28 protein-coding genes are annotated in these 24,912 nt (G+C 63.9%); 10 read left to right on the forward strand and 18 right to left on the reverse strand.

The window, feature by feature from the left end:
- The first annotated feature begins 20 nt into the window (after positions 1-20).
- From surE to rpoS, 4 genes are read left to right on the forward strand one after another with little or no spacing between them, the layout of a single operon-like run.
- Entirely contained in the window at positions 21-764 is a 744-nt protein-coding gene (gene surE, locus NMQ16_RS11110) for a 5'/3'-nucleotidase SurE (protein ID WP_257080739.1), read from the forward strand.
- Complete coding sequence (locus tag NMQ16_RS11115) at positions 761-1,414, forward strand: protein-L-isoaspartate(D-aspartate) O-methyltransferase (RefSeq protein ID WP_257080740.1); 654 nt, start codon at positions 761-763, stop codon at positions 1,412-1,414. Before surE ends, NMQ16_RS11115 begins: the two co-directional genes overlap by 4 nt.
- Positions 1,411-2,397: a peptidoglycan DD-metalloendopeptidase family protein gene (locus NMQ16_RS11120; RefSeq protein ID WP_257080741.1), complete on the forward strand. Its 987-nt coding sequence runs from the start codon at positions 1,411-1,413 to the stop codon at positions 2,395-2,397. The genes NMQ16_RS11115 and NMQ16_RS11120 overlap by 4 nt, the downstream gene beginning before the upstream one ends.
- A gap of 3 nt (positions 2,398-2,400) precedes the next feature.
- Complete coding sequence (gene rpoS / locus NMQ16_RS11125) at positions 2,401-3,354, forward strand: RNA polymerase sigma factor RpoS (protein WP_257080742.1); 954 nt, start codon at positions 2,401-2,403, stop codon at positions 3,352-3,354.
- 155 nt (positions 3,355-3,509) lie between these two features.
- On the opposite strand, the gene fliR is transcribed toward rpoS, so the two are convergent.
- Genes fliR through fliO form a run of 4 tightly spaced genes read right to left on the reverse strand, consistent with a single transcriptional unit; the run spans position 3,510 to position 5,639 of the window.
- Entirely contained in the window at positions 3,510-4,283 is a 774-nt protein-coding gene (fliR, locus tag NMQ16_RS11130; RefSeq protein ID WP_257080743.1) for a flagellar biosynthetic protein FliR, read from the reverse strand.
- 6 nt (positions 4,284-4,289) lie between these two features.
- A complete protein-coding gene (gene fliQ, locus NMQ16_RS11135) occupies positions 4,290-4,559 on the reverse strand; it encodes a flagellar biosynthesis protein FliQ (RefSeq protein ID WP_069039926.1) in 270 nt (89 codons plus the stop codon).
- Between the two features lie 13 nt (positions 4,560-4,572).
- Positions 4,573-5,325, reverse strand: a complete 753-nt coding sequence (gene fliP, locus NMQ16_RS11140) for a flagellar type III secretion system pore protein FliP (protein WP_257080744.1) — start codon at positions 5,323-5,325, stop codon at positions 4,573-4,575.
- A complete protein-coding gene (gene fliO / locus NMQ16_RS11145; RefSeq protein ID WP_257080745.1) occupies positions 5,322-5,639 on the reverse strand; it encodes a flagellar biosynthetic protein FliO in 318 nt (105 codons plus the stop codon). The genes fliP and fliO overlap by 4 nt, the downstream gene beginning before the upstream one ends.
- Before the next feature lie 320 nt (positions 5,640-5,959).
- Here fliO and NMQ16_RS11150 point away from each other — a divergent pair, with 320 nt between their 5' ends.
- Positions 5,960-6,880 (forward strand): GGDEF domain-containing protein, encoded by a 921-nt coding sequence (locus tag NMQ16_RS11150; protein WP_257080746.1) that lies wholly within the window; start codon positions 5,960-5,962, stop codon positions 6,878-6,880.
- Positions 6,881-6,966: 86 nt separating this feature from the next.
- Here NMQ16_RS11150 and NMQ16_RS11155 read toward each other — a convergent pair whose 3' ends face one another.
- From NMQ16_RS11155 to fliF, 10 genes are all read right to left on the reverse strand, one after another.
- Positions 6,967-7,158, reverse strand: a complete 192-nt coding sequence (locus NMQ16_RS11155) for a YqaE/Pmp3 family membrane protein (RefSeq protein WP_069039929.1) — start codon at positions 7,156-7,158, stop codon at positions 6,967-6,969.
- 190 nt (positions 7,159-7,348) lie between these two features.
- Entirely contained in the window at positions 7,349-7,792 is a 444-nt protein-coding gene (gene fliN / locus NMQ16_RS11160) for a flagellar motor switch protein FliN (RefSeq protein WP_069039930.1), read from the reverse strand.
- Entirely contained in the window at positions 7,789-8,814 is a 1,026-nt protein-coding gene (gene fliM / locus NMQ16_RS11165; protein ID WP_257080747.1) for a flagellar motor switch protein FliM, read from the reverse strand. Before fliM ends, fliN begins: the two co-directional genes overlap by 4 nt.
- Positions 8,815-8,843: 29 nt before the next feature.
- A complete protein-coding gene (locus tag NMQ16_RS11170) occupies positions 8,844-9,449 on the reverse strand; it encodes a flagellar basal body-associated FliL family protein (RefSeq protein WP_257080748.1) in 606 nt (201 codons plus the stop codon).
- Between the two features lie 140 nt (positions 9,450-9,589).
- Positions 9,590-10,609 carry a flagellar hook-length control protein FliK gene (locus tag NMQ16_RS11175; RefSeq protein ID WP_257080749.1) on the reverse strand — a complete coding sequence of 340 codons (1,020 nt, stop codon included), beginning with the start codon at positions 10,607-10,609 and terminating at the stop codon, positions 9,590-9,592.
- 73 nt (positions 10,610-10,682) lie between these two features.
- Positions 10,683-11,120, reverse strand: a complete 438-nt coding sequence (fliJ, locus tag NMQ16_RS11180) for a flagellar export protein FliJ (RefSeq protein WP_069039934.1) — start codon at positions 11,118-11,120, stop codon at positions 10,683-10,685.
- A 78-nt stretch (positions 11,121-11,198) separates the two neighbouring features.
- Positions 11,199-12,569, reverse strand: coding sequence for a flagellar protein export ATPase FliI (fliI, locus tag NMQ16_RS11185; RefSeq protein WP_257080822.1), 1,371 nt, complete (start codon positions 12,567-12,569; stop codon positions 11,199-11,201).
- Positions 12,570-12,684: 115 nt separating this feature from the next.
- Positions 12,685-13,386, reverse strand: a complete 702-nt coding sequence (locus NMQ16_RS11190) for a flagellar assembly protein FliH (protein WP_257080750.1) — start codon at positions 13,384-13,386, stop codon at positions 12,685-12,687.
- Positions 13,387-13,423: 37 nt separating this feature from the next.
- Positions 13,424-14,416: a flagellar motor switch protein FliG gene (gene fliG, locus NMQ16_RS11195; RefSeq protein WP_257080751.1), complete on the reverse strand. Its 993-nt coding sequence runs from the start codon at positions 14,414-14,416 to the stop codon at positions 13,424-13,426.
- The gene (gene fliF / locus NMQ16_RS11200; RefSeq protein ID WP_257080752.1) at positions 14,409-16,127 is read right to left on the reverse strand and encodes a flagellar basal-body MS-ring/collar protein FliF; all 1,719 of its coding nucleotides are present in this window, start codon (positions 16,125-16,127) and stop codon (positions 14,409-14,411) included. The genes fliG and fliF overlap by 8 nt, the downstream gene beginning before the upstream one ends.
- 199 nt (positions 16,128-16,326) lie before the next feature.
- Here fliF and NMQ16_RS11205 point away from each other — a divergent pair, with 199 nt between their 5' ends.
- From NMQ16_RS11205 to fliE, 3 genes are all read left to right on the forward strand, one after another.
- Positions 16,327-17,574 (forward strand): PAS domain-containing sensor histidine kinase, encoded by a 1,248-nt coding sequence (locus NMQ16_RS11205; RefSeq protein WP_257080753.1) that lies wholly within the window; start codon positions 16,327-16,329, stop codon positions 17,572-17,574.
- Positions 17,571-18,977: a sigma-54 dependent transcriptional regulator gene (locus NMQ16_RS11210; protein WP_257080754.1), complete on the forward strand. Its 1,407-nt coding sequence runs from the start codon at positions 17,571-17,573 to the stop codon at positions 18,975-18,977. The genes NMQ16_RS11205 and NMQ16_RS11210 overlap by 4 nt, the downstream gene beginning before the upstream one ends.
- A 148-nt stretch (positions 18,978-19,125) precedes the next feature.
- Positions 19,126-19,443 carry a flagellar hook-basal body complex protein FliE gene (gene fliE, locus NMQ16_RS11215; protein ID WP_257080755.1) on the forward strand — a complete coding sequence of 106 codons (318 nt, stop codon included), beginning with the start codon at positions 19,126-19,128 and terminating at the stop codon, positions 19,441-19,443.
- A gap of 9 nt (positions 19,444-19,452) precedes the next feature.
- On the opposite strand, the gene NMQ16_RS11220 is transcribed toward fliE, so the two are convergent.
- Positions 19,453-19,713 carry a hypothetical protein gene (locus tag NMQ16_RS11220; protein WP_257080756.1) on the reverse strand — a complete coding sequence of 87 codons (261 nt, stop codon included), beginning with the start codon at positions 19,711-19,713 and terminating at the stop codon, positions 19,453-19,455.
- A gap of 69 nt (positions 19,714-19,782) precedes the next feature.
- On the opposite strand from NMQ16_RS11220, the gene NMQ16_RS11225 reads away from it, so the two are divergent.
- Positions 19,783-21,138, forward strand: coding sequence for an MBL fold metallo-hydrolase RNA specificity domain-containing protein (locus NMQ16_RS11225; RefSeq protein WP_257080757.1), 1,356 nt, complete (start codon positions 19,783-19,785; stop codon positions 21,136-21,138).
- Positions 21,139-21,156: 18 nt separating this feature from the next.
- On the forward strand, positions 21,157-21,975 hold the full coding sequence (locus NMQ16_RS11230; protein WP_257080758.1) for a hypothetical protein: 819 nt from the start codon (positions 21,157-21,159) through the stop codon (positions 21,973-21,975).
- A 112-nt stretch (positions 21,976-22,087) separates the two neighbouring features.
- Here NMQ16_RS11230 and NMQ16_RS11235 read toward each other — a convergent pair whose 3' ends face one another.
- The 3 genes from NMQ16_RS11235 to NMQ16_RS11245 all read right to left on the reverse strand — a co-directional run bounded on the left by NMQ16_RS11235 (position 22,088) and on the right by NMQ16_RS11245 (position 24,809).
- Positions 22,088-22,993: a DUF4394 domain-containing protein gene (locus tag NMQ16_RS11235; protein WP_257080759.1), complete on the reverse strand. Its 906-nt coding sequence runs from the start codon at positions 22,991-22,993 to the stop codon at positions 22,088-22,090.
- A gap of 192 nt (positions 22,994-23,185) precedes the next feature.
- The gene (locus NMQ16_RS11240) at positions 23,186-23,629 is read right to left on the reverse strand and encodes a response regulator (RefSeq protein WP_257080760.1); all 444 of its coding nucleotides are present in this window, start codon (positions 23,627-23,629) and stop codon (positions 23,186-23,188) included.
- A complete protein-coding gene (locus tag NMQ16_RS11245) occupies positions 23,610-24,809 on the reverse strand; it encodes an ATP-binding protein (RefSeq protein WP_257080761.1) in 1,200 nt (399 codons plus the stop codon). The genes NMQ16_RS11240 and NMQ16_RS11245 overlap by 20 nt, the downstream gene beginning before the upstream one ends.
- Between the last annotated feature and the right edge of the window lie 103 nt (positions 24,810-24,912).

Below are 24,912 nucleotides of genomic sequence, written 5' to 3' on the forward strand. Positions count from 1 at the left end.
ACATTCGCCCTCCGTTTCCCATGCGCATTCTGTTGTCCAACGACGACGGTTACTTTGCTCCCGGCCTAGAGGCGCTTGCACGGGCTCTCGGCGAGGTTGGAGATGTGACTGTCGTGGCTCCCGAGGCTGACCGCAGCGGCGCCAGCAACTCCCTGACACTTGACCGTCCGCTTATCCTGCGTCGTGCGCGCAACGGTTTTCACTATGTCAATGGCACGCCGACAGACTGCGTTCACCTCGCAGTGACCGGTATGCTCGATCACCTGCCCGACATCGTCGTGTCGGGGATCAATGACGGCGCCAACATGGGCGACGACACGATCTATTCGGGTACCGTTGCGGCGGCGACCGAAGGGTTCCTGCTCGGTGTGCCGGCGATTGCCATGTCGATGACGCGCAAGGGCAGCGCGCATTACGATACCGCTGCGCGCATTGCGTGCGATCTGGTGCGCCGGCTGACCGATCGTCCCTTTGCAACACCCGTGTTGCTCAACGTCAATGTGCCTGATCTGTCATTCGACGCCCTCAAAGGCGTCCAGGTGACACGGCTTGGCCGGCGGCACAAGGCCGAACCTGTGGTGCGAACCACCAATCCGCGAAACGAAACCGTCTATTGGGTCGGCGCTGCAGGTGCAGCTCAGGATGCCGGGGAAGGCACCGATTTTCACGCCACGGCCCATGGATTCGCATCGATCACGCCGCTGCAGATCGACCTGACCCACATGGCCCAGATGGGGCAGGTGCGCGACTGGCTGGGCGCATGACGGCAGCAGACGCAAGTCTGAGCCTGACGCGTGCGCGCACCAGGATGGTTGAACGGCTGCGTGTTTCGGGTATCCGCGACGAAGGCGTTCTGGCTGCAATGCAGTCCATACCGCGTCACCAGTTCATCGAGGAAGCACTCGGTACGCGCGCCTATGAGGACACTGCGCTGCCGCTCGGCTTCCAGCAGACCATTTCGCAGCCCTTCGTCGTCGCGCGGATGATTGAACTTCTGCGAGCTGGCGGACGTCCTCTCGGCAAGACGCTTGAAGTCGGAGCCGGGTGTGGATATCAGGCGGCCGTTTTGTCGAAGCTCGCCAGCGATGTGTATGCCATCGAACGAATTGCGCCACTGCTGGAACGTGCCAAGCGCAACCTGCGTCCTTTGCGGCTGCCGAATGTTCGCCTGAAACACGCTGATGGCATGATCGGGCTGGCTGCCGAAGGGCCGTTCGATACAATCATCGTGGCGGCTGCTGCTGCAGCGGTGCCGAAGGCATTGCTCGATCAGCTGGCCGAGGGGGGACGACTCGTGATTCCCGTCGGCACCACCGACCAATCGCTGAGATTGATCGAAAGACAGCCGCATCGCTATGTCGAATCGAAACTGGACGCGGTGCGCTTCGTGCCGCTGTTGCCGGGGGTTGAATGAATAGATCGTTGTTCGCGGTGCCGGCGTTGTGTCTGCTGCTTGCGTCGTGCGCAGGCACGCGGCCGGCGCCGGTTGAGATCCGTCCGCCGGTGGGGGCGGCACCCACTGCGGCACCGGCCACGCCCGCCGCCGCCGCACAACGCCCCGGCGTACACGTCGTCGCCAAGGGCGACACGCTGTTCAGCATCGCGCTCGAATATGGTCAGGACTGGCGCGATCTGGTGATCTGGAATCGACTCGAAAACCCCAACCTGATCAAGCTAGGGCAGGAATTGCGTATCGCTGCACCGGAGGGTGGCATGGAAACCCGTCCGATCGCCGCACCGGGCGTTGAATCGCGGCCCCTGGACACGCCTGCTCCGAGCGCGCCGGCAGTGACAGAGCAGGTTCCCGCGGCAGCGGACGCGATGCTCAAGCGCGAGCCACGCGGCGGCGTTGAGCCGTATTCCGAAGCGGCACTTGACCGCATTCGTTCGGCCGGGATCACGCCCCTGCCGCCGGGTGCAGCCGTCGCGGCCACAACGCCCGCTCCGCCTGCCTCAACAGCCGGTGCTGCAGGAACCGGCGCACCCGCCATCGTGACACCGCCGGACGCGGTACGTGCGGAAGACGGCGTCGAGTGGAGCTGGCCGGCGAGCGGCCGCATCATCGGACGCTTCGGCGAAGGCAGCAACAAGGGCGTCGATGTTTCGGGTCGTACCGGCGACCCGGTTCTGGCTGCGGCCGGCGGTCGCGTGGTGTATGCCGGCGATGCCATGCGCGGTTATGGCAAACTGGTCATCGTCAAGCACGACAATACGTTTTTGTCCGCTTACGCGCACAACAGCAAGATACTGGTTCAGGAACGCGACACGGTAAAGCGCGGTCAGCGTATCGCCGAGATAGGCGACAGCGACACCGAAGCCGGCAAGCCCCGTCTGCACTTCGAAATACGGCGCCAGGGCAAACCCGTCGATCCGATGAAGTATCTGCCACCGAGATAATCCATGTCCGATCTTTCGCAACCCGAAGACGCTGAACCGGCTGAGCCCGTCGACGACGATGCCGTCGTGGGCGAGCTGGATGGCGTCGAGGTCGCGGCCGAACCGGTCGAAGCGCCCGAGGCGGAATTCCTCGGCGATGCCACTCAGCTCTACCTGAACGAAATCGGTGCCAACCCGCTGCTGACGCCGGAGGAAGAACTCGCCCTGTCGCGCCGCGTGCGCCTGGGTGATTTCGAAGCGCGCCAGACCATGATCGAGCGCAACCTGCGCCTGGTCGTGAATATCGCAAAGCACTACCTGAACCGCGGCATGCCGCTGCTTGACCTCGTGGAGGAGGGCAATCTCGGCTTGATCCACGCGCTTGAAAAGTTCGATCCGGAGCGCGGCTTCCGCTTCTCCACCTACGCCACGTGGTGGATACGGCAGAACATCGAGCGCGCGATCATGAACCAGTCGCGCACCATACGGCTGCCGGTGCATGTGGTGAAGGAACTGAACCAGGTGCTTCGCGCCATGCGCAATCTGGAGGCGCGCAGCGGTGGCGATTGCTGCGCCGAAGACATCGCAACCTTGCTGGCCAAGCCGGTCGAGGACGTGCGGCACATTCTTTCGCTGAACGAACACACTGCTTCGCTCGATGCGCCGCTCGACATCGATCCTTCGCTTTCGATCGGTGAGTCGCTTGCCGACGAAAATCAGGAAGGGCCGGAGGAGCAGATCCAGAACGCCGAAATCGGCAGCCTCGTGCAGGCCTGGATCGCCCAACTCAACGACAAGCAGCGTACGGTGATCGAGTATCGCTATGGCATCAACAACCGCGAGATAGCCACCCTGGAAGAACTGGCCGACCAGCTCAGTCTTACGCGTGAGCGGGTGCGTCAGATTCAGCTCGAAGCACTTGCTCAGCTACGCAAGATCCTGCGCCGGGCGGGTGTGTCACGCGACGTGCTGCTGTAAGCGCCGTCAGGGATGCCTTTCAGCGCCGGCTTTTGCATGCTCGGCAGGTTCTAACGGCAGCGCGATGCGCTGCGAAACCCCAGAGCTCGGGAGGCTGGCTATGCATAGCCAGCCCGTTCAGCAGGCGCAGCGCAATGCGCTGCGAAACCCCTGCTTCACCCCATTGCGAGTTGGGCTACGGTTTCGAGTCCGTACTCGAACATGCGCTGCATCGCTGGTGCGATGAAGGACAGTGACAGCATCAGCATCACGAACCCGGCGATCAGCGTCACTGGAAAGCCGATGGCGAACAGGTTGAGCGCCGGTGCGGCGCGCGTGAGTACGGCCAGTGCGATATTGACCACAAGCAGTGCTGCGATCAGTGGCAGCGCCAGCATCAGGCCGGCGGAGAACACCGTGCTGCCCCAGCGCGCAATGGCCAGCCAACCATTGGCCGGGAACAGGTCGGCACCGACCGGCCACCATTCGAAGCTGTTGCCCAGCACGGCCAGCAGCATCAGGTGGCCATTGATGGACAGGAAGATCAACGTCGCCATCAGACCAAGAAACTCCGCGATCACCGGCGACTGCGACGCGTTGTCCGGGTCGTAGAACATTGCGAAGCCCAGACCCATCTGCAGGCCGATCAACTCGCCGGCCAGATCGACCGCCGCGAACACGATGCGTATCGTGAAGCCGAGTGCGATGCCGATCAGCATCTGCTGCACCAGTGCCATCGTGCCGGGCCAGGTTCCGACGCTGAGCCCGGACGGCGGCAGCGTGGGCACGATGGCAAAGGTAATCAGCAGGCCGAGCGCGAGCCGGGCGCGCATGACGAAGGCGCGGTTGCTGAAAACCGGCGCCGCGGCGATCAGTCCCATCACCCGCGCCAGCGGAAACAGGAAACTCGCCATCCACAGGTCGAGCTGGGCGGCGGTGACCGAAATCATTCAGGACTAGCCGAGCAGCGACGGGATCGACGAATACAGCCGGCGCATGTAATCGGTCATGATGGTGATCATCCACGGGCCGCCGATGACCAGCACGGCGAACACCGCGATCAGCTTGGGTATGAACGAAAGTGTCATTTCGTTCACCTGGGTGGCAGCCTGGAAGATGCTGACGATCAGGCCGGTGATCAAGGCCGCGCCCAGCATGGGCGCGGACACGAGGAGCAGTGTTTCGACGGCGTGACGGCCGATGTCGACAACGGTGGTGGGCGTCATGGTGCGCAGTCCTTCATATCTGGCCGAAACTGGAAACGAGCGTGCCGAGAATGAGGTTCCAGCCATCCACCAGCACGAAAAGCATGAGCTTGAAGGGCAGCGACACGATGACCGGCGACATCATCATCATGCCCATGGACATCAGCACCGATGCGACCACCATGTCGATGATGATGAATGGAATGAAGATGATGAAGCCGATCTGAAAAGCCGTCTTCAACTCTGATGTGACGTAGGCGGGTACGACGACGCGCATCGGCAACTGTTCCGAACTGGCGACCTTTGGGGTGTTCGACAGACGCATGAACAGCTCGATGTCCGGCTCGCGCACCTGCTTCAGCATGAAGGTTTTCAGCGGTTTGGCGCCCGCGTCCAGCGCCTGTTCGAAGCCGATGCGGTTTTCGCTCAGCGGCAGGTAGGCCTCGGCGTAGATCTTCTCGCCGACCGGCGCCATGATGAAAAAGCTCAGGAACAGCGCCAGACCGATCAGCACCTGGTTGGGCGGACTGGTCTGCGTGCCCATGGCCTGACGCAGCAGCGACAGCACGATGATGATGCGGGTGAAGCTGGTCATCATCAGCATGACCGCCGGCAGGAAGGACAGGCTGGTCAGCAGCAGCAGGGTCTGGATGGACAGCGACCAGTTGGTGCCGCCGCCGGCGGCCGGCGTGCTGGTCAGTGCAGGCAGGGCCTGTGCCCACGTGTCCGGGGCCGCGACTGCGCCCAGTGCGGCAAGTCCCAGCGCCGGAAGCAGGCGTCGCGTCATGACCGACCTGCTTTCAGTTTCGCCAGCAGGGCGCCGAAGTCTGCCGCGACCGGCTTTGCATCGGTGCCGGCCGGACTGATCTCTCCGCGCGGCAGCGTCGCGATGCCGGTGACCGAGCCGGGCGCTACGCCGACCACCAGCCAGTGTTCGCCGATTTCCAGCAGGACCACGCGTTCGCGCGATCCCACCGCGATGCCGCCGACGGTGCGGATCGGTGCGCTGCCGGTCAGGCGACCGCCGGACAGGCGGCGCAGCAGCCACAGCACGGCGAACAGTGTCGCAAGCACGACACCGAGCGCGCCGACCATCTGCATGACTGCACCGGCGCCGCTGGCCGGCGCCGCGGTGGCCGTCGGCTCTGCGGCTTGAAGGAGGCCGGCGGAACAAACAAGCAAAAGCGATAGCCAAGTTTTCATGCGCCAAGGCTAGCGCCCGACAGTACCGGTTCAGCGCGGGAATAGATCGGTTTTAGGCCGGCAATTTCTGCCGCTCGACGTCCGGCTCCGTGCGCCGTCGGGGATCGCCGCTGCGCGGCGCGCGCGAGGCGTTGAACGTATCGTCCGCGCTGGTGCTCAAACCTGTGCGATTCAGAAGATGAAGATGCGTCGATCGCGATCCCCACGGATGCAGGACATTGCGCCGGACCCAACTGGTACCACACCCTTCCATGACTTCACATCGATCCAGCCAGGATCGCCCCGTGCTCGCCCCGCAGACTTTCAGACGGGCACTTGAAAAGAGCCACGAAGCGAAGGAAAAAGTCGAAGTCTGTGCCGATGAACTGACCTCGGCCAACGATGCGGTCAAGGCGAAGATCGCGATGGGCGTAACGTCTTTGCCCGTGCATGAAGCCCTGGCGGACAGCGAGGGCGTTGAAGTCAAGGTGCACGAAGTCGCGGGCGACCTGAACGAGGTGACGGATACGCTGGCGCAGGGCATCGATGACCTGAAGGAGGTCGAATCTGCGCTGAAGCGCTCCCGAAAAGCGTTGCTCGAGTCGGAGGCCGCTCTGGCGATGTCACAGCGGGGAGAGCAGAAGGCAAAGTTCGACGGCATGCATGACCTGCGGACCGGCTTGCCCAATCGCACGCTGTTCGATGACCGCCTTGCGCAAGCCATTTCGCTCGCCGAACGCCATGGCTGGACCCTGGCCGTCATGTTTCTCGATCTTGATCGCTTCAAGGCAGTGAATGACATGCATGGGCACGCCGCCGGCGACCGCGTGCTGGAGGAGATCGCGCATCGGCTCATCGGACACTGTCGCGATGAAGACTCGGTATGCCGCAACGGGGGGGACGAGTTCCTCTACCTGCTGATGAACCCACAGGGCCGGGAAAACATCGAGCGCGTGGCCAGTATGGTGCTGGCGAACCTGGGTGCCCCGATCGACATGGACGGCCTGCAGCTCGTCATCACGCCCAGCATCGGCATTTCGCTTTATCCGGAACACGGCGAGACCGGGGATCGACTGATCGAGCATGCCGATGTCGCCATGTATCGGGCAAAGCGGGAAACAAGCGGTTTTGCGATCTTCGACCGCGCCAAGCCAGGGTAGATCTCGTCCGACGGGAGTGCCCATACTGCACGCCGTCGAGCGAGGGGGGCTGTGCTGACCCGTGGTCGCCGAAACGGCTGTGCAGGCTACCGTTTGCCGAGCGCTTCTTCGATGCGCTTGTCGGTCTTGTACTGACTCAACGCATAGACCGCCCACAGCGCAGCCGGTATCCAGCCGATCAGCGTCAGCTGCAGGATGAGGCAAACCACGCCGGCGATCGGGCGACCTATGGTGAAGAAGACCATGAATGGCAGGAAGATGGCGAGCAGCAGTCGCATGACGGCTCCGTGAAGAGAGGGGATGGCCAACGATACCATTCGTTGCCCAGCCCGCGAATCGCCGCGGCGTCAGCTTTCCGTACTTGCCATGACAGCGGGCACCGACAGAAAAAGAGCGATGCCTTGGCATCGCTCTTTTTCATTCGCCAGCCTGATTCGGACTGACCTGCGGCCCGATCGGGAGCAATCGTCAGCGTTTCAGTTTCTTCATCCGCTCCGCGGGCGTGATGATGTCGGTCAGGCGAATGCCGAACTTTTCGTTCACCACCACCACTTCGCCCTGCGCAATCAGCGTGCCGTTGACCAGCACGTCCATCGGCTCGCCGGCCATTCCGTCCAGTTCCACCACCGAACCGTGGCCCAGTTGCAGCAGATTTCGGATCGAAATCTTGGTGCGTCCGAGTTCCACCGTGAGCTGGACCGGGATGTCGAGAATCATCTCGAAGTCGCGCAGCCCTTCGGATGACTTGTTCGCCGCATCACCGAACTGCTGGAAGATGTTGGCGGGCTGGACATCCTTCGCCGCCTCCCCGTCGAGTGCGGCAAGCGCATCGTCGGCCGTGGTCTGCTCGGACATCGCAGCGGCCCAGTCGTCCTCGCTGACCTGCTCTTCCGCTTCAGCCAGATCGCTCATTGTGGTTCCTCACCCTTTTTCTTGCCCTGCACATTCAGGGCGTGTTCGATCAATTCTTCCTCGCCGGCCATGAAACGCTCGATCTTCAGCGCATAACGGCCGCCCTGTATGCCGTACTTGCATTCCAGAACCGGAATGCCATCGACCTCGGCTTGTACGGTGTCTGAAATGGTTATCGGAATGATGTCGCCAACCTTTAGGTTGTTCAGGCCGCCCAGGGTCAGCGAACCGCCTCCCAACTGGACGTTCAGTTCCACCGCGGCATCCTGTACCTGACGGGTGAGCAGGTTGATCCATCGGTTGTCGGAACTGACGCTGTCGCTCTGCATCGATGAATTAAGCGTGTCGCGCAGCGGCTCGACCATCGAATACGGCAGGCAGATGTGCATTTCCGCCGACACACCGCCGAGTTCCAGCGTGAAGGTTGCCGCCACGACGATTTCCGACGGCGTGGCGATGTTGGCGAACTGCGAATTCATTTCCGAGCGCACATACTCGAAATTGATCTTGAAAACAGGCTCCCATGATCGTTCGTACTCGGCGAAGAACACTTCCAGCAGACCCTGGATGATGCGTTGTTCGGTTGGCGTGAAGTCACGCCCCTCGACCCGGGTGTGGAATCGCCCGTCACCGCCGAACATGTTGTCGATGACCAGAAAGACGAGGTTCGGATCGAATACCACCAGCCCCGTGCCGCGCAGCGGCTTGACCTGCACCAGATTCAGATTGGTCGGCACGACCAGGTTGCGGATGAATTCGGAATACTTCTGCAGCCGGATCGGGCCGAGCGAAATTTCGGCGCTGCGCTGCATGAAATTGAACAGGCCGATGCGCAGGTAGCGCGCAAACCGCTCGTGTATCAGTTCCAGCGTGGGCATGCGCCCGCGCACGATTCTTTCCTGGGTGCCGAGGTTGTACGGGCGTACGCCGCTCGTGTCTTCGACTTCGGCTACCTCGTCGGCCTCGCCGGTGACGCCCTTGAGCAGGGCATCCACCTCTTCCTGGGAAAGAAAATCGGACATCGCGTTTCCTCGTGACGACCGGATCTCGCCTACTGGACGATGAAGGACGTGAACAACACGGCCTCCACGGGTCCGACTGGCTCTTCCGGCTCACCCTTCTTGTTGGTCGGTACTTCGCCAACGATGGCGTTGATCGAATTCCTGATTTCGCCGGCCAGTGCTTCGCGACCTTCGGTGGTGCCCAGTTCGGACGCCTTCTTGCCCGACAGCAGCATCAGCACGTGGTGGCGGATTTCCGGCATGTACACCTTCAGGTTGTCTGCGGCGGGCTGTTCTTCAACCTTGACCGAGGCCTTGACCTGAAGGTACTGATCCACTTGCGTTTCCGGTGCCAGATTGACGGTGAAGGGGTCGAGTTCGACGAACACCGGTGGCAGGCCCTTGGCTTCCGCTTCCTTCTTTTTCTTCAGCTTGGCCTTCTTTGCGGCGAGGGCCTTGGCGTCCGGGTCTTCCTCGCTCATTTCATCGGCGTGCTCGTCCTCGCCTTCTTCGGCGTGACTGCCGGCCATCATGAACATGGCGGCGGCGCCGCCGACGATGACCAGCAGCACGACGGCGAGGATGATGAAGAGCATTTTCTTGCTCTTCTTGGGGGCGTCTGCGGCGACGTCGTCTGCGGTGGCGGCTTTTGCCATGGTGTGCGCTCCTGTATGGATCGGGATTGTCGGCGGGTACTGATGCCTTTCAATGATCGAATAACGGCCGAATGTCCCGTTTTTTTAGCGCCGATTTACGCGGCGCCATCAGGAGAGTGTGTTCACGCTGCTGTTGATCACTACGCGAACAGGTCGACGAGGCCGCTGCCGCGCCGCGCCGCCGGTGCGATCAGCAACTCGCCATCGCCATTCCCGTCGCGCCCGCGGTCACCGCGCTGGCCACCCTGGCCCTGATCGCCGGAGCGCTGTTCGCCGCTCACATTGGTGTCGCCGAGCGAAATGCCCCCCTCGGCCAGCATTTCACGCAGCCGCGGCATGGCCTGTTCCAGCGCTTCCCGCACCTGCGGGCTCGCAGACACGAACTGCGCCGTGCTCAGATCGCCGCCGATCTGCAGCGAAATCTCGATCCGGCCAAGATGGGGTGGCGTCAGGATCAGTTCCGCGCGGCTGTTGCCGTTCTCGGCCAGCCAGGTCACCTGGTGGCCGATGTCGTCCGCCCAGCCCGGATGCGTGATCGGCGTGGCAACGGCCATTTCGGTGGCGGGTTTCTGTGCCGCGTTCAGGTGGGCGCGGAAGTCGCCCTGCGGGAGCTGCTGTGTCGCCGATTGTCCGGCGTCCATCCGGGAATCAACATTCAGCAACGCATCCGGCAGATTCTTGCCGTTCGTGTCGCCGCTGCCGTCCGTCGCCGCGGCAATCGCTGCCGCCGGCAAGTCGCCGGATGCCTCGCGGCCCGCTTTCCTGCCGCCTTGCCCGGTCGGATCGAAATCAAGGTCGGACTGTTCGACCGGCGCACTGGTGCCCCCCGCAAGCCGTTCGATGACGGGGAGGACTGCCGGTGCGAGCAGGCCGGCCGGCAGCAGTTCGGTCGCGATACGACCGGGGTCGGCGCTGAGTGCATCCAGCAGATCGACCTTCTCGTCGTCCGGCGTGCCGCTGCCGTCATCAAGCAGCTTGGCCAGCAAGGCGGCACGGGGATCTTCAGGCGCGTTCTTGAGGGAGTCCTGCAGCAGGTTGGCGAATGCCGTCGCCGCGTCCTCGGGCGATGCATCGGCGCCGATGCCGCGCGCTTCGCCTACCGGACCGCTTGAAGCGAGCGGCGTTGCGGACGAAGGCAAGCTGAGCTTGATGTCTGACATGGGGAAATCCTCCGTTGATGGAGGCGTATAAGCAGCTAGCGTGCCAGCTTCCGGGACGTGCGAACGTGAAGTGTCAGTCGTCCGCAACCAGGCGACCCGAACGGTCGTCGGCCACCCGCTGTTCGGCCTTGGCTTCACGCTTGACGAGTGTGGCCTGATGGCGGTCGGAAAGGGTTTCGAAGGCTTTTACGCGGGTACGCGTGTCGAGCCACACGCGCTGACCAGCCTGGGCGCGGTCGCGAGATTGTTCGACCTGCTGCTGCTGGTGGCCGATGGCGTCGTCGATGCGGGCGAGGAAGGCGGAGTAATTGCTCCACTGGCCCGGTGTCATGCCGTTGCGCGCAGCGGCCATGAACTGGTCCTGATACTCCTTGCGGTAGTCCTCAAGCATCGTGAGCTTGCGCGACTGGTCGTGCTCGCTGGCGATCAGTGCTGCCAGCGCACGCGCAGACTCGTCCATGCGCGTCTGGCTCAGGTCGAGAATGGTCTGCAGACGAAAGGGTTCAGCCATGATTCAAAGGTCTCTCTTTGACGGCGCAAGTTGCGTGCGGCCGGTCACGGCCGCCAATGGTGTCACCGATTTTTGCAATCAGGGATTCAGACCGAAGATCTGGTGCAGCTTCATCACTGCGTCCTCAAACCCTTCACGTTCGTCCATGGCTTGCTGCAGAAAGGCTTCCAGCGTCGGAAACATGTTCACTGCAAGATCGAGCTGCGGGTCTGCGCCAGGCGAATAGGCGCCAACCGAAATGAGATCGCGCGCGCGCTGATAGCGCGACCACAATCCCTTGAAGCGGCGTACCAGATCGAAATGGCTGGGTTTCACGAGCCCGTGCATGGCGCGCGACACCGACTGTTCGATGTCGATGGCCGGATAGTGGCCCGCATCGGCCAACTGGCGGGTCAGCACGAAGTGGCCGTCGAGAATGGCGCGTGCCGAGTCGGCGATCGGGTCCTGCTGGTCGTCGCCTTCGGCCAGCACGGTGTAGAAGGCGGTGATCGAGCCACCACCTTCGGGCCCGTTGCCGGCTCGTTCGACCAGCTGCGGCAGGCGGGCGAACACACTTGGCGGATAGCCGCGGGTGACGGGCGGCTCGCCGATGGCAAGCGCGATCTCGCGTTGTGCCATAGCGTAGCGGGTCAGCGAATCCATGATCAGCAGCACATGGCGGCCCTGATCGCGGAACCACTCGGCGACCGTGGTGGCATAGGCAGCGCCCTGCAGCCGCATCAGCGGGCTGGTATCGGCCGGCGCGGCGACCACAACCGATCGTTTCAGCCCGGCGGCGCCGAGAATCTGCTCGATGAATTCCTTCACTTCGCGGCCGCGTTCGCCGATCAGTCCGACCACGACCACTTCGGCCGACGTGAAGCGCGCCATCATGCCCAGCAGCACCGACTTGCCGACGCCGGAACCGGCGAACAGGCCGATGCGCTGGCCGCGGCCGACCGTGAGCAGCGAATTGATCGAGCGGATGCCGGTGTCCATGGTGCGGCGTATCGGCTCGCGCAGAAGCGGATTCACCGCGCGACTGGCCACCGAACGCGAATGCCGCGTAATGACCGGGCCGAGACCGTCGAGCGGCCGGCCAGCGCCATCGACCACGCGGCCGAGCAGGGCGTCACCGACCGGCAGGTGCTTGGCACGGTCGGATGCACGCCGGCGCGGCTCGAGCCTTTCGGTCGGGGTGGGGCGCTGCGGTACCGCTTCGAGCGGAATCACCTGCGCGCCCGGTGCAAGTCCGACGACGTCATCGGTTGGCATCATGAACAGCTTGTCGCCGTTGAAACCCACCACTTCGGCTTCGCAGCTGTTGCCGCCCGGCACCATGATGCGGCAACCGGAACCCAGCGGCAGCTTCAGGCCGGCAGCTTCCATCACCAGACCGTTGATGCGGGTCAGCCGCCCCGCGTGCAGATACGGGTTGACGCGTCCGGCCAGCGTGCCGCAGTCGGTCATGAACCCCGCCCACTTCGCGACGTGCGGGTTCGCTACCGCCGGTTCGGTCGCCTCCGGCGACGCCGCGTCCGGCGTATTGTCGAGCGACGCCTCGTCGGCCGCGGTGTCCAGGGTGTCAGTCATGTTCTATCCAGTCCGCGTCATCGATCAGCGCCTCGACGATGCGTGTCCAGCGCGTGGCCAGCGTGGCGTCTATGTGACTGCCGCCTGCTTCGATCTTGCAGCCGCCGCGTGCGATAGCGGCGTCCTCGAATATGCGGTGGCCGGCATGCGCCAGCTGCTCGCCGGCATGCGAGCGCACGAGTGACGCGTCGTCAGGGTTCAGATAAACAGCCGTGTGCTGATGTGGCAGCTGGTTGATCGCCTCGCGTACAACGCCGACGATCACTTCCGGTTTGACCGCGATCGCCTGCCGCACCACCTGGCGGGCGATTTCCACGCCCAGGTGCAGCACGCCCTGCGCCACTTCGGTGTCGAGCGACGCCAGTGCCTCGTCGAGCTGTTCGATGACGCTGTGCAGGCGCATCGCTTCCATGCGCACGCGCGCCGTACCTTCTTCGTAGCCGGCGGCATAGCCTTCGCGGTGTGCGTCGGCCTGCAGCTTCTCGAGCTCGTCGGCCGTGGGCAGCTTGAATTCGGGTTGTATCTCGCTGTCCGCTTCCGCTTCGGCTTTCGCGTCTGTTGTCGGTGCCGGCGTTGCGGATGCGTGGCCACGCGACCCGCCCGGAGCCTCCCCGATGCCCGCAGTCGGCGCAATGCCCTGGTCGAACACTTCGAGCTTCCAGTGCGTGAAAGCGAGCGCGCCCTCCGATGTCATCGGTTGCATCCGCGTGCGATGCTGGCCTTGAACCGGATCACAGCATTTCCTCGCCGCCCTTGCCGCCCATGACGATCTGGCCTTCTTCCGCCAGACGGCGTGCGATCTTCAGGATTTCCTTCTGTTCGCCCTCGACTTCGGACAGCTTGACCGGGCCACGGCCCTCGAGGTCTTCGCGCAGCGATTCGGCGGCGCGCGACGACATGTTCTTGAAAATCTTCTCGCGCAATTCGGGCGAGGCGCCTTTCAGCGCCAGTACCAGCTGGTCGCCGCTGACTTCACGCAGCAAGGTCTGGATGCCGCGATCGTCGATGTCGAGCAGGTTCTCGAACACGAACATTTCATCGACGATCTTCTGCGCCAGGTCCGCGTCGTATTCCTTGACCGCATCGAGGATGGCCGATTCATTCGCGCTGCCGACAAAACCCAGTATTTCGGCGGTTGCCTTGATGCCGCCGAGCGCGGTCTTCTTCATCTTGGCCGAGCCCGCCAGCACGCGTGACATCGCGTCGTTCAGCTCCTTCAGTGCTACCGGCTGCACGCCGTCCAGCGTGGCGATGCGCAGGATGACGTCGTTGCGCAGCCGTTCCGAGAACAGTTTCAGCACTTCGGCGGCCTGGTCGAATTCCAGATGGGTCAGGATGGTGGCGATGATCTGCGGGTGTTCGTTCTTGATCAGGTTGGCGATGGTGGCGGCGTCCAGCCATTTCAGGCCTTCGATGCCGGCGGTGTCCGAGTCGTTCAGGATGCGCGACAGCAGGTGGCCGGCGCGTTCCTCGCCGAGCGCCTTCGTCAGCATGTTGCGTATCAGCGTTTCGTCGGCCGAAACGCGGCTGCCGGCCGATGTGGCTTCGTCGAACAGGTCGAGCACTTCGGTCACCCGCTCTCGGGGCACATTGCGCAGCCCGGCCATCGCGGTGCCGATCTTCTGCACCTCGCGCGGCCCGAGATGCTTGAGCACCTCGGCCGCGGCGTCTTCGCCCAGCGTCACCAGAAGCAGGGCGCTACGTTCGATTCCAGCATCATTCATCGCCGTTCACCCAGTGCTTGATCACTTCCGCGATCGCCTTCGGATCATTCTTCGCCATCGTGCGCGCCGCTTCGAGCTTGGTTTCGAAATCGAGCGCTGCGCGCGCCTCAGGCGACAGTTCGAGCTGTGCTGCCGCGCTGCCTGGCAGGGCTATCGGCTGGCCATCGGCGTCCAGCGTGACGTCGCGCACGTCGTCCTCGTCGCGCTCGACCGGCTCGGTCAGCGTGCGCACGAGCGGCTTGAGCACACCGAACAACAGGTAGGCGGCGACGCCGGCGACCAGCAGGTATTTCAGCAGGTCGCCCGCCATGCCGGTCAGTTCCGGATCCTTCCAGATCGGCGTTTCGATCACTTCCTGCTGAACTTCGGTGAAGGGAGCCGATGCCACGTTCAGCGTGTCGCCGCGCGCTTCGTTGAAGCCCATCGCCTCGCGTGTCAGGTCGTTGATGCGCTTGAGCTCGTCGTCGGTCAGCGCCACTGGCGTGGCGTTTCCCTTGTCATCGGTCTTCACCTTCTGCGCCACCAGCACCGCCACCGAAAGCCGGCGGATCTGGCCGGTAGGCTGGCGCACGTGCTGCACTGTCTTGTCCAGTTCGAAATTGGTCGTCGAATCCTTGCGCGTGTTGACCGGCACCATCGGCGGGGCGCCAGGTGCGCCCTCGGCAGCCGGCGTTCCCGGTGCTGGCGGGGTGGTGATCGGTGCGGTGGCCGGGGTCGGCGGTTGATTCGCCAGCGCACCCGGTACGCCACCGGCGGCAGGCTGGTTGCTGACCGATTCGCTCATCTGCTGGCTGCGGATCGCGGAGTCCGGCGTCGGGTTCGGCTTGTAGGTTTCGGCCGTCTGTTCGGTCTGGCTGAAATCGATGTCGGCGGCGGTCTGCACGCGGTAGTTGCCGCGTCCCATCAGTGGCTCCAGCATGGCTTCGATGCGCCGGATGGTGGATGCCTCGATCTCGTTCACGTACTTCAGCTGAGTCGGGTTGAGCGTTGCGCCGTCCTTCATGTCGCGGTTGCCCGACAGGAGGTTGCCGTTCTGGTCGAGCACCGACACGTTTTCGGTAGCCAGTTGCGGCACGCTCGATGCGACAAGATGCACGATGCCTCCGACCTGTTCCGGGCTGAGCGTGCGGCCGCCGAGCAGACCGAGCACCACCGATGCCGACGGCTTCTGGTCGTCGCGCAGGAAGGCGCTCTGCTTCGGAATGGCCAGATGCACGCGGGCGCTGTCCACTGCCGCCAGGGTGCCGATGGTCTGCGCCAGTTCACCTTCCAGCGCGCGCTGGTAGGTCACCTGCTCGGAAAACTGCGACTGCCCCATCTTCTGCTTTTCCATCAACTCGAATCCGATCGAGCCACCGCGCGGCAGGCCCTGGGCAGCGAGCTTCAACCGTGCATCGTGGACGAACTGCGACGGCACCAGAATGGCGTGACCGCCTTCGGAAAATTTGTACGGTACGTTCTGCTGCTGCAGCATCGCGACGATGGCGCCGCCGTCCTTGTCGTTGATGTTGGAGAACAGCACTTCGTAATTGGGGCTGTTGCTCCACAGCGTGAGGCCGACCAGCAGCGCGATCGCCATTGCGAGACCGCCAGCCAGTCCCATCTTCTTCTGCATCGGCAGGGCAGCCAGCCGCTGCTGGGCCAGCGCGAGCGGGGTCGCTGCTCCGGCGAGGGAGGTGTTCGGATCAAGTACGGCGTTTGCAGCGGCCATGTTTCGTCTCGCGCAGGTAACGGATGAAGGGTCTGCGGCAGGCAGACCTTGCAGGATGAGACGGATTGTCGGCGTGCCTCGCGCGAGCCGTTCCGCGGATAAGGCGGGTTTTTGGGCGGCTGATCCGCCCGAAAACGTGGCCTGCGCCTTGCTACGCTGGCACGGTCGATCAATTCCTGCGCCTGCCGGCGCTCCGTACATGGCCGAACCCGCTGCTGCCACTGCCGCCGTCACCACCGCCACTGCCGCGGACGCGCCGCGCATTGCGCCGGAGGAAGCGGCACGCCTGGCCGAAGCCTTCCGCTTGTTCAATGCCGCGTCGGCGGAGCTGTCGGAAGCCTACGGCACGCTGGAACGTCAGGTCGCCAGCTTGACCGAAGAGCTGGCCGCGGCCAATGGCGAGTTGCGTCGCCAGTATGAACAGAAGGCGCGCCTGACCGACCGGCTGACCACCCTGCTGAACCAGCTGCCGGCGGGTGTCGTCGTGGTCGATGGCGCCGGCGAAATCGAACAGTCCAACCCGGTCGCGTTCGACATGGTGGGCGCGCAGGCAGGGCAGTCGTGGTCGTCCTGTACCAGCCGGCTGGTACAGGCCGACGCTCCCGCCGAATGGGACTGCACCGACAGCGAGGGCGCACATCGCCGGCTGTCGGTCAGCGAAGCGCCGCTGACCGGCGAGAACGCACGCATCGTGCTGCTGCACGACATGACGCGCCAGCACGCACTCAAGATCGCCGCCGCCCGCAACGAACGTCTTGCGGCGATGGGCGAAATGGCCGCGTCGCTGGCGCATCAGCTGCGCACACCGCTGGCCGCCGCCACGCTGTACGTCGGTACGCTGATCGGCCGTGAGCTGCCGCCTGCCGACATGCGTTCGATCGCGTCGCGCGCGCAGGACAGATTGCGCCATCTCGAGCGGCTGATCCGCGACACATTGATGTTCGCGCGCGGCGAAGTGCTTGGCCGCGAGGCGATCGACATCGCAGGATTGCTTGAAGAGTTGCGCCACACCATCGAGCCGGTGGCGCGTGCCGCTGGCGTCGAACTGATTGTCGATGCCGCATCGGCAGTCGGCACGGTGTCGGGCGATCGCAAGGCGGTTGCCAGCGCGCTGGTCAGCCTGCTCGAAAACGCGGTGCAGGCCTGCGGCAAGGAAGGTGAAGTCTGCCTGTCGGTCGGCATCGATGGCAATCGCCTCGGTTTCACCGTGCGCGACACCGGGCAAGGCATTGCGCCGGAGATTCAGGAAAGACTGTTCGAACCCTTCTTCACCACCCGTGATGAAGGAACCGGACTCGGGCTGGCGATTGCACGCGGTGTGGCGCGCGTGCACGGCGGCGACATCGAATGCGTGTCCGCGCCCGGCGCGGGCAGCCAATTCACGCTGCGCCTGCCGATCACGGCAGGCAGCGGTGCCCCGGAAGACGTGCTGGAGAAGCTGCAATGAGCGAAAAGCTGAACATCCTGGTGGTCGAGGACGAACCGAATCTGCGCGATGCGCTGTGTCTGGCCATCGAATGTGCCGGCCACCGCGTGATCGGTGCGGCCGACGGCCCGCAGGCGTTGCGCATGATCGAGCGCAATACCGGCGAGCACGCGCTGAATCTGGTCATCACCGACCTGAAGATGCAGCCGATGGACGGGCTGACGCTGCTGCGCGAAATCCGCGCCCGCGAAGCCGCGCTGCCGGTGCTGCTGATGACGGCTTTCGGCGACGTCGAAAAGGCGGTCGCCGCGATGCGCGCCGGCGCCTGCGATTTCCTGCTCAAGCCGTTCGAGCCGGATGTGCTGCTCGCCCACATCGATCGCTATGCCGCACCGGTGGTGACGCCGGCCGACATGGTCGCCGAGGACGCACGCACCCGGCAGGTGCTCGGTCTCGCGGCGCGGGTCGCCCGCTCCGAAGCCACCGTGCTGCTGACCGGCGAATCCGGCACCGGCAAGGAGGTGTTTGCACGCTACATCCACCAGCAGTCGGCGCGCGCCGCCATGCCGTTCATTGCGATCAACTGTGCCGCCATTCCCGACAACCTGCTCGAAGCGACGCTGTTCGGCTACGAAAAGGGCGCGTTCACCGGTGCCGCCGCTGCGCAGGCCGGCAAATTCGAACAGGCCAATGGCGGCACGCTGCTGCTGGACGAAATTTCAGAAATGCCGCTGGCGCTGCAGGCCAAGATGCTGCGCGTGCTGCAGGAGCGCGAGGTGGAGCGGGTCGGCGGCAAGAAGCCGATTCCGCTCGACATCCGCGTGCTGGCCACCAGCAACCGCGACATGGAAGCCGAAGCGCGCGCCGGCCGCTTCCGCGAAGATCTGTATTACCGCCTGAACGTGTTCCCGATCGGCATTCCATCGCTGCGCGACCGCCCGGGCGACATCGTGCCGCTGGCCCGGCACTTTCTCGCAGGCTGCGCGAAGGCGCAGGGTCGCGTGCTGAGGCTCGGCAATTCGGCAGCGGCAATCCTTGCCGGTCACGACTGGCCCGGCAATGTGCGCGAACTGGAAAACACCGTGCAGCGCGCCGCCATCATGGCGCCTGATGACCTGATCGAAGCCGAGCACATCATCCTTGGCGGCCAGCGTGGTCTGTCGCGTCCGGTAGCGGTACCCGCTCCCGCCGTGGAGTCGGTCATGCCGATGCCCGCGGCCAACGATGCACCGCCCAGTGCCACGCCTGACGCGCCGTTGAAGGTGAGGTCGGTGCGTGACATGGAGCGCGACCTGATACTCGAAACGCTCGCAGCAGTGGGTGGCTCGCGCAAGAAGGCGATCGAGAAGCTGGGTATTTCCGAGCGCACGCTGCGGTATAAACTGGCGCGCTACAAGGCAGATGGATTGCTGCGGGAAGGTTGAACCTTCCCCTGCAGCGTGTTGGCGCGGGATTTGCTAATGAATCATCAACCGGGTCAAAACCCCTGAATGGGTGGTTCGCGGGCGGCATTTTTTGCCGCCTTGCGGCGCAGCGCAGGGCAGTTAAGCCGAACTGCAACGGAGGAATGTCATGAATACAAGCCTGAACCAGATGATCACCGAACTGCGCTCCACTGCGCAGGTCGCCGCCGGCAAGCCTGCCGCCCAGGCAGGCGCCGATTCGGGGGCCGACTTCGGTGACGCGCTGAAGAATGCGATCGAACAGGTCAATGCGGCTCAGGCGCAAGCGAAGCAGATGTCGGAAGGCTTCATCACCGGCACCTCCGAAGCGAATCTGCAGGACGTGATGATCGCGTCGCAAAAAGCCAGCCTGTCTTTCCAGCAGATGGTGCAGGTGCGGAACAAGCTGGTGAATGCCTACCAGGACATCATGAACATGCCGGTCTGATCGATCGGATCACGCAGGCAAAACCGGCCCTTGGCCGGTTTTTTTTCGCCTGTCAGCGGCGGCGCAGTGCCAGCAGTGCATGCAGAAGCCGGCCCACAGCGCGGCCGTGCCGGCGGCGAGGCCTGGCACGCGCATGTCGTAGCGGCCGATATCGCCCGCCGCTTCGGCGTGTCCATCGGCACGCTCGAAGCCCGTCCCCGGTGACTGAATGATTTCGTGCTGTTCGATGCCGACGGCATGCTGTGGCGCATTGTCCGGAATCTTCCGCAAGCGGGCTGACCGGCGCGCCTGTCACTTGTCGCCATCGGGGCCTACACTCGTGGTGGGAGAACGACAACGATGAAAATCCGATTTCTGGGCGCCGCCGGTACGGTGACCGGCTCGCGCTATCTGCTGACGCACGAGGGGCACTCGCTGCTCGTGGATTGCGGCCTGTTCCAGGGCGTGAAGAACATCCGCAGTCGCAACTGGAAGCCATTTCCGGTCGATGCGGCCGGGCTGTCGGCCGTTGTGCTGACGCATGCCCATCTCGACCACTCCGGCTACCTGCCGCGGCTGATGCGCGAAGGCTTCGACGGACCGGTGTGGGCGACGCCGGCCACGCGGGAACTGGTGGACATCCTGCTCGAGGACAGTGCCCATCTGCAGGAAGAGGACGCGCGTCACGCCAACAAGTATGGCTACAGCAAACACCATCCGGCCGAGCCACTGTACACGGCAGATGACGCGCGCCACGCGATGACGCATCTGCGCAGTACGGGCTTCGGCGAGCCATTCACGATCGGCCCCTATCGTGTCACCTTCCAGCGTGCCGGGCACATCCTCGGCGCGGCCAGCGTCTGCATCGAGTGCGCTGGGCAGCGCATCACATTCAGCGGCGATCTCGGGCGACCGGACGACCCGGTGATGCACGCTCCCGAACCGTTGCCCGACACCGACTGGCTGGTGGTCGAGTCGACCTATGGCGACCGCCTGCATCCCGAACATGACCCGTTCGCCACGCTGGCCGACATCGTCAGCCGCACCGCGGCGCGCGGCGGCACGGTTCTGCTGCCGTCATTCGCGGTCGGCCGCGCCCAGACACTGATGCATCTGCTGGCCACGCTGATCGACGAACGGCGCATTCCCGACCTGCCGGTATTTCTCGACAGCCCGATGGCGATCGACGTAACCGGTGTGTTCCGACAGTACCGCCACGAGCACCGGCTCAGCCAGCAGGCGTGCGACCGCATGCGTGACGCGGTCACCTTCACCCGGAAGCCGGAGGAGTCGGAAGCACTGTCGGGCAACCGATATCCCAAGGTGATCATCGCGGGCGCCGGCATGCTCAATGGCGGCCGCATCCTGCATCACCTGCTGGCGTTTGGCGCCGACCCGCGCAACACGGTCGTGATCGCCGGATACCAGGCCGAAGGCACGCGCGGCGATGCGCTGCTGAAGGGCTCGCGCAGCCTGCGCATCTTCGGCCGCGATGCGCCGATCGCTTGCGAAGTGGCCAAGGTTGACGGCTTGTCGGCGCATGCCGACTACCGCGAGATTCTTGACTGGCTGCGCCCGGTCGGGCGCGTGCCGCGCCGTGTATTCGTGACGCACGGCGAGGCAGCTGCGGCGGACAGCCTGCGCCAGAAGCTCGAGCACGAACTGGGGTGGTCTGCCGTGGTGCCCGAACAGGATGAAACCTATGTGCTCGACTGACCACCGGGCTGTGGGCACATGGATCCGGTGGCGGGTCGTGTGAAGGTGCAGCGGGCGTGCCGCGTTGCAGCCGTGGCCTGTTCGCTTTGGCTGGAAGGCGTCGCGCACGCTGATGTAGCGGACGTTGCGGCGACCATATCGTTCGCCGCGATCGTCGTGGCTTCCGCTGCGCCCGAGCCCGTGGTCGATCCCGGCGCGGTCTGTCCGCCGACCGACGGCTGCCCGGCCTGTCCGCCGCCGCAGATCGTCTGTGCCTCGCCGCCTGATCGTGTTCCCGGCCTGCCACCGGATGAACGTGTCTGGGTCCGATGGGGCAAGGATGCATCCGGCGCGCTGCTCGGCATCCTGTTGGGCACGCTGCTGTCGCTCTACGTGACGGTGGTGTTCGACCGCTACAAGCGATTCCGCGAAACGCTGATCGACATCGCTCAGGCGCGTCTGCATCACGATGCCTACCCGATGGGCGTCACCGGACTGCAGCCCGTGCGAGACGCTGCGGTCGCCTACGCCCAAGTGCTCGAGCGCAAACAATGGACGCTCGATACCGACGGCCATCACGACGCGGCTGCCGAGGTCGGCAGGTTGACCGCATTCGCGCGGCTGTCCGCGCTGTGCATCGAAAACCTGCTGAATGGCACCACCCGCGGACTGACGCCGGATGCCTACCTGGCGGCCTTCCAGAGCGAATACAACCGGATCAACGGCCAGCATTTCGTGCAGTTCGAACAGCGCCTTTCGCCGGATCGGGGCGCCTTGCTGCGACTTTGGCCGCGCCCGCCGGCACCGGTGGCGCGCAAGGTCGTTTCGGTTGACTTTTTCGATCTGCTGCTCGGCTGATCCGGTCAGGCGGTGCCCTTTGTCGAGCAAGGACGAGAAAAGGGCTTCGCACCCTGCGGCGCGAAGCCCCTGAAGTTCGCGCGAACCGAAGCCCGCGCGAGGTGCTGCGTGCTCAGGCCTTGCGCATGCGGCGGCGCGCCATCAGGCCGATAAGACCGAGACCCGACAGCAGCATGCCCCAGGTTTCGGGTTCCGGAACCGGCGCCATGAAGGATGCAGACGTGAAGCCGCGCAGGTTGGCGTTCAGTGCGCCATTGAAGGTCGCCAGACCGGTGCCGAGGTCGATCGAGTAAAGACCGCTGTCGCCGTTGTCCAGCGTCAGTGCCGCCCAGCCCATGCCGCTGGCGTCGATTTCGAAACCGTTGGCGCCGATCACGTTGCCCGAAATGCCGAGTGATCCGACGGTCGTGATGGTCGGCGCGTTGAACGCGGTCGGTGCGAGGTGGAGCGTATCGGTCGTGGTGTTCAGGTAGTACAGCGCAGTCGATGCCGGGCCACTCATCGCCGAGGCGTCCGAGTTGGTGTAGGCGACGGCGCTGAAGCCGGACGGGACGACGCTGGCGGCATTGCCGACGACACCCGTATCGACGTTGATCGCCAGATTCTGACCGACGTTGCTGACGTAACGCAACGACCCTGCTCCGGCGAAATCGGCCACCGGATTGAAGTCGATGCCGTAGGACAGTGACGGGTTGACCAGCGGGGTGTCGAGTGCCGCCATGAAGGTGGCCATGCCGCTCGACACGTCAAGCGTATAGATGCGGTTCAGGCTGCTGACGCCATACACCATGTTGTTGCTGGGGCGCAGATCGATGCCGAGGATGCGTTCGCCGGCGCCGAGGCCGGTGATCGACGTGAAGGTGGCGGCCGAACTGTTGCTGCTGCTGATCATGCCGATTTCATTGCCGGTCGTCAGACCGATGAATTCGGCAGCACTGGCCGGCGTTGCAAGGGCGAGCGCGACGGTGGATGCCGCTGCCAGAAGGGATGTTCTGTACTTCCGGGTTTTTTCGTACATGTCTGACCTCTCCGAAGAAAATGGTTGGGGAAATGGACGGGACCGCAACTCGAGAGCGCGTCGTCATTCCCTCTACTCGGCAGAGGCCAAAACGGATGCAGGCGTCACAGAACTTTCATGTTTCGTGGCACAAAAATCTGCGACGGGGAAAAATCGTTCTTGATCAGCCGTATGGGTGGTTGATCCGAAGGTTCAGATCCGCGGTGGCGGCTCGTTGATCAGCGCCCAGAAAACGCCCAGGTTGGTCACAGTGCGCGAAAACTGGTCGAAATCCACCGGTTTCACAACGTAGGCGTTGATGCCCAGGTCGTAGCAGCGGCGCAGGTCCGGATCTTCGCGCGAAGAGGTCATGATCACTACCGGAAGGGTGCGCAGGCTGTCGTCGCGGCGCATTTCGACCAGCATGTCGATACCGCCCATGCGCGGCATGTTCAGGTCGAGCATCATGAACAGCGGTTGGCCACCCTCGCGCGCGGCGAAGCGGCCGCGCTTGTAGAGGTAGTCCAGCCCCTCGACCCCGTCGCGAACGATGACGATATCGTTGGCGAGCTTGAGTTCTCCAAGGCTGAGCAGCATCAGTTCGACATCGTTGACGTTGTCTTCGACAACCAGAATGTCACGCAAGTGCAGGGACATCGCTTGCTCCTGTGAGGGGATTTGCAGAACGCTCCGCTGCGGCACGGATCCGCCGCGGCAAGGCGACGAAGAAGCTGGCACCTGCATTGGTTTCGCCGGTGGCCCAGACGCGGCCACCATGGCGCTCCACGATGCGCTTCACGTTCGCCAGTCCGATACCGGTGCCTTCGAATTCACTCGAATGATGCAGACGCTGGAACACGCCGAACAGTTTGCCTGCATATTGCATGTCGAAACCGGCGCCGTTGTCGCGGATACGGAAAACGAGGTCGTCGCCGCTGTCGTCGATGCAATCGACTTCGATCACTGCCGGCGCACGGTCGCGCGAATACTTCACTGCGTTGGCCATCAGGTTGTAGAAAACCTGGTAGAGCAGCTTCGGATCGGCCTGTACATCCGGCAGCGCGCCGATTTTAAGCTCGACGACACGGCGGTCCATGTCGGGGGCGAGCTCTTCGGCGACTTCGGCGATCAGCGTGTTCATGTCGCAACGCTCGCGGCGCATCTCGGTGCGGCTGGCGCGTGAAAATGCGAGCAGGCCTTCGACGATATCGCTCAGGTGATGCACTGATGCCCGGATGCGCTCGATGTAGCGCTGAGCCGGGTGGTCAGGCGGTGCCGGGTGCTTGTCGGCCAGCGCGCGGGCGAACCCTTCGATGTGCCGCAGCGGACCGCGCACGTCATGAGAGATGGCGTACGACAGCGATTCGAGTTCATCGATCTGCTGCTTCATCTGGCTGTTCAGCGTGCGCAGTTCGGCTTCGTACTGCTTGCGGCGGGTGATCTCGGCCTTAAGTTCGGTGTTGGCCCGGCTGAGCGATTCGGGACTGGGCAGCGACAGCGCGATCGGGATCAGCCGCCACAGCATGATGGCGGTTGCGATCGACACGCCTGCGGTGAAAAGACGCAGCCAGCCGTCCAGCCAGAAATCCGGATACCACAGCGTCCAGATGTCCATCACGTGGGTCAGGCCGCAGGCCATGATGAAGACGCCGAACATCACGAAGATCGGTCCGAAACTCAGGTCCTCGCGACGGCGGACGAAGGACCACAACGTGATGGGTATCGAAAAGTAGGCGAGGACGATGAGCACGTTGGCCACTACGTGCAGCAGCAGCAGATCCTTCTGCCAGGAAAAACAGTAGCCGTGAGGCAACAGCGTCTGCAGGTCGTTCACCATGTCAATTGCCTCGTGGTCTCAATCGTGGATGGCACTGCCTCTTCCATCATCGTAAGACCCCAGCGAACGTATTGGTTGCAGTCAGCAACCTAACGATCTTCAA

It is taken from the genome of Methyloversatilis sp. XJ19-49 (genome assembly GCF_024580145.1).
Classification (GTDB): Bacteria; Pseudomonadota; Gammaproteobacteria; order Burkholderiales; family Rhodocyclaceae; genus Methyloversatilis.

Bases quoted from the DNA above. Each gene is read 5' to 3' on its own strand.
- rpoS (WP_257080742.1), top strand. From the start codon at position 2,401: ATGTCCGATCTTTCGCAACCCGAAGACGCTGAACCGGCTGAGCCCGTC.
- fliF (WP_257080752.1), bottom strand. From the start codon at position 16,127: ATGGCCGCTGCAAACGCCGTACTTGATCCGAACACCTCCCTCGCCGGA.
- NMQ16_RS11225 (WP_257080757.1), top strand. From the start codon at position 19,783: ATGAAAATCCGATTTCTGGGCGCCGCCGGTACGGTGACCGGCTCGCGC.
- NMQ16_RS11115 (WP_257080740.1), top strand. From the start codon at position 761: ATGACGGCAGCAGACGCAAGTCTGAGCCTGACGCGTGCGCGCACCAGG.
- fliM (WP_257080747.1), bottom strand. From the start codon at position 8,814: ATGTCCGATTTTCTTTCCCAGGAAGAGGTGGATGCCCTGCTCAAGGGC.
- NMQ16_RS11175 (WP_257080749.1), bottom strand. From the start codon at position 10,609: ATGTCAGACATCAAGCTCAGCTTGCCTTCGTCCGCAACGCCGCTCGCT.
- NMQ16_RS11120 (WP_257080741.1), top strand. From the start codon at position 1,411: ATGAATAGATCGTTGTTCGCGGTGCCGGCGTTGTGTCTGCTGCTTGCG.
- fliO (WP_257080745.1), bottom strand. From the start codon at position 5,639: ATGCAGATGGTCGGCGCGCTCGGTGTCGTGCTTGCGACACTGTTCGCC.
- surE (WP_257080739.1), top strand. From the start codon at position 21: ATGCGCATTCTGTTGTCCAACGACGACGGTTACTTTGCTCCCGGCCTA.
- NMQ16_RS11210 (WP_257080754.1), top strand. From the start codon at position 17,571: ATGAGCGAAAAGCTGAACATCCTGGTGGTCGAGGACGAACCGAATCTG.
- NMQ16_RS11235 (WP_257080759.1), bottom strand. From the start codon at position 22,993: ATGTACGAAAAAACCCGGAAGTACAGAACATCCCTTCTGGCAGCGGCA.
- fliQ (WP_069039926.1), bottom strand. From the start codon at position 4,559: ATGACGCCCACCACCGTTGTCGACATCGGCCGTCACGCCGTCGAAACA.
- fliJ (WP_069039934.1), bottom strand. From the start codon at position 11,120: ATGGCTGAACCCTTTCGTCTGCAGACCATTCTCGACCTGAGCCAGACG.
- fliE (WP_257080755.1), top strand. From the start codon at position 19,126: ATGAATACAAGCCTGAACCAGATGATCACCGAACTGCGCTCCACTGCG.
- fliR (WP_257080743.1), bottom strand. From the start codon at position 4,283: ATGATTTCGGTCACCGCCGCCCAGCTCGACCTGTGGATGGCGAGTTTC.
- fliP (WP_257080744.1), bottom strand. From the start codon at position 5,325: ATGACGCGACGCCTGCTTCCGGCGCTGGGACTTGCCGCACTGGGCGCA.
- NMQ16_RS11240 (WP_257080760.1), bottom strand. From the start codon at position 23,629: ATGTCCCTGCACTTGCGTGACATTCTGGTTGTCGAAGACAACGTCAAC.
- fliN (WP_069039930.1), bottom strand. From the start codon at position 7,792: ATGAGCGATCTGGCTGAAGCGGAAGAGCAGGTCAGCGAGGACGACTGG.
- NMQ16_RS11170 (WP_257080748.1), bottom strand. From the start codon at position 9,449: ATGGCAAAAGCCGCCACCGCAGACGACGTCGCCGCAGACGCCCCCAAG.
- fliI (WP_257080822.1), bottom strand. From the start codon at position 12,569: ATGACCGACTGCGGCACGCTGGCCGGACGCGTCAACCCGTATCTGCAC.
- NMQ16_RS11155 (WP_069039929.1), bottom strand. From the start codon at position 7,158: ATGCGACTGCTGCTCGCCATCTTCCTGCCATTCATGGTCTTCTTCACC.
- NMQ16_RS11190 (WP_257080750.1), bottom strand. From the start codon at position 13,386: ATGACATCGGAGGGCGCGCTCGCTTTCACGCACTGGAAGCTCGAAGTG.
- NMQ16_RS11245 (WP_257080761.1), bottom strand. From the start codon at position 24,809: ATGGTGAACGACCTGCAGACGCTGTTGCCTCACGGCTACTGTTTTTCC.
- NMQ16_RS11205 (WP_257080753.1), top strand. From the start codon at position 16,327: ATGGCCGAACCCGCTGCTGCCACTGCCGCCGTCACCACCGCCACTGCC.
- NMQ16_RS11230 (WP_257080758.1), top strand. From the start codon at position 21,157: ATGGATCCGGTGGCGGGTCGTGTGAAGGTGCAGCGGGCGTGCCGCGTT.
- fliG (WP_257080751.1), bottom strand. From the start codon at position 14,416: ATGAATGATGCTGGAATCGAACGTAGCGCCCTGCTTCTGGTGACGCTG.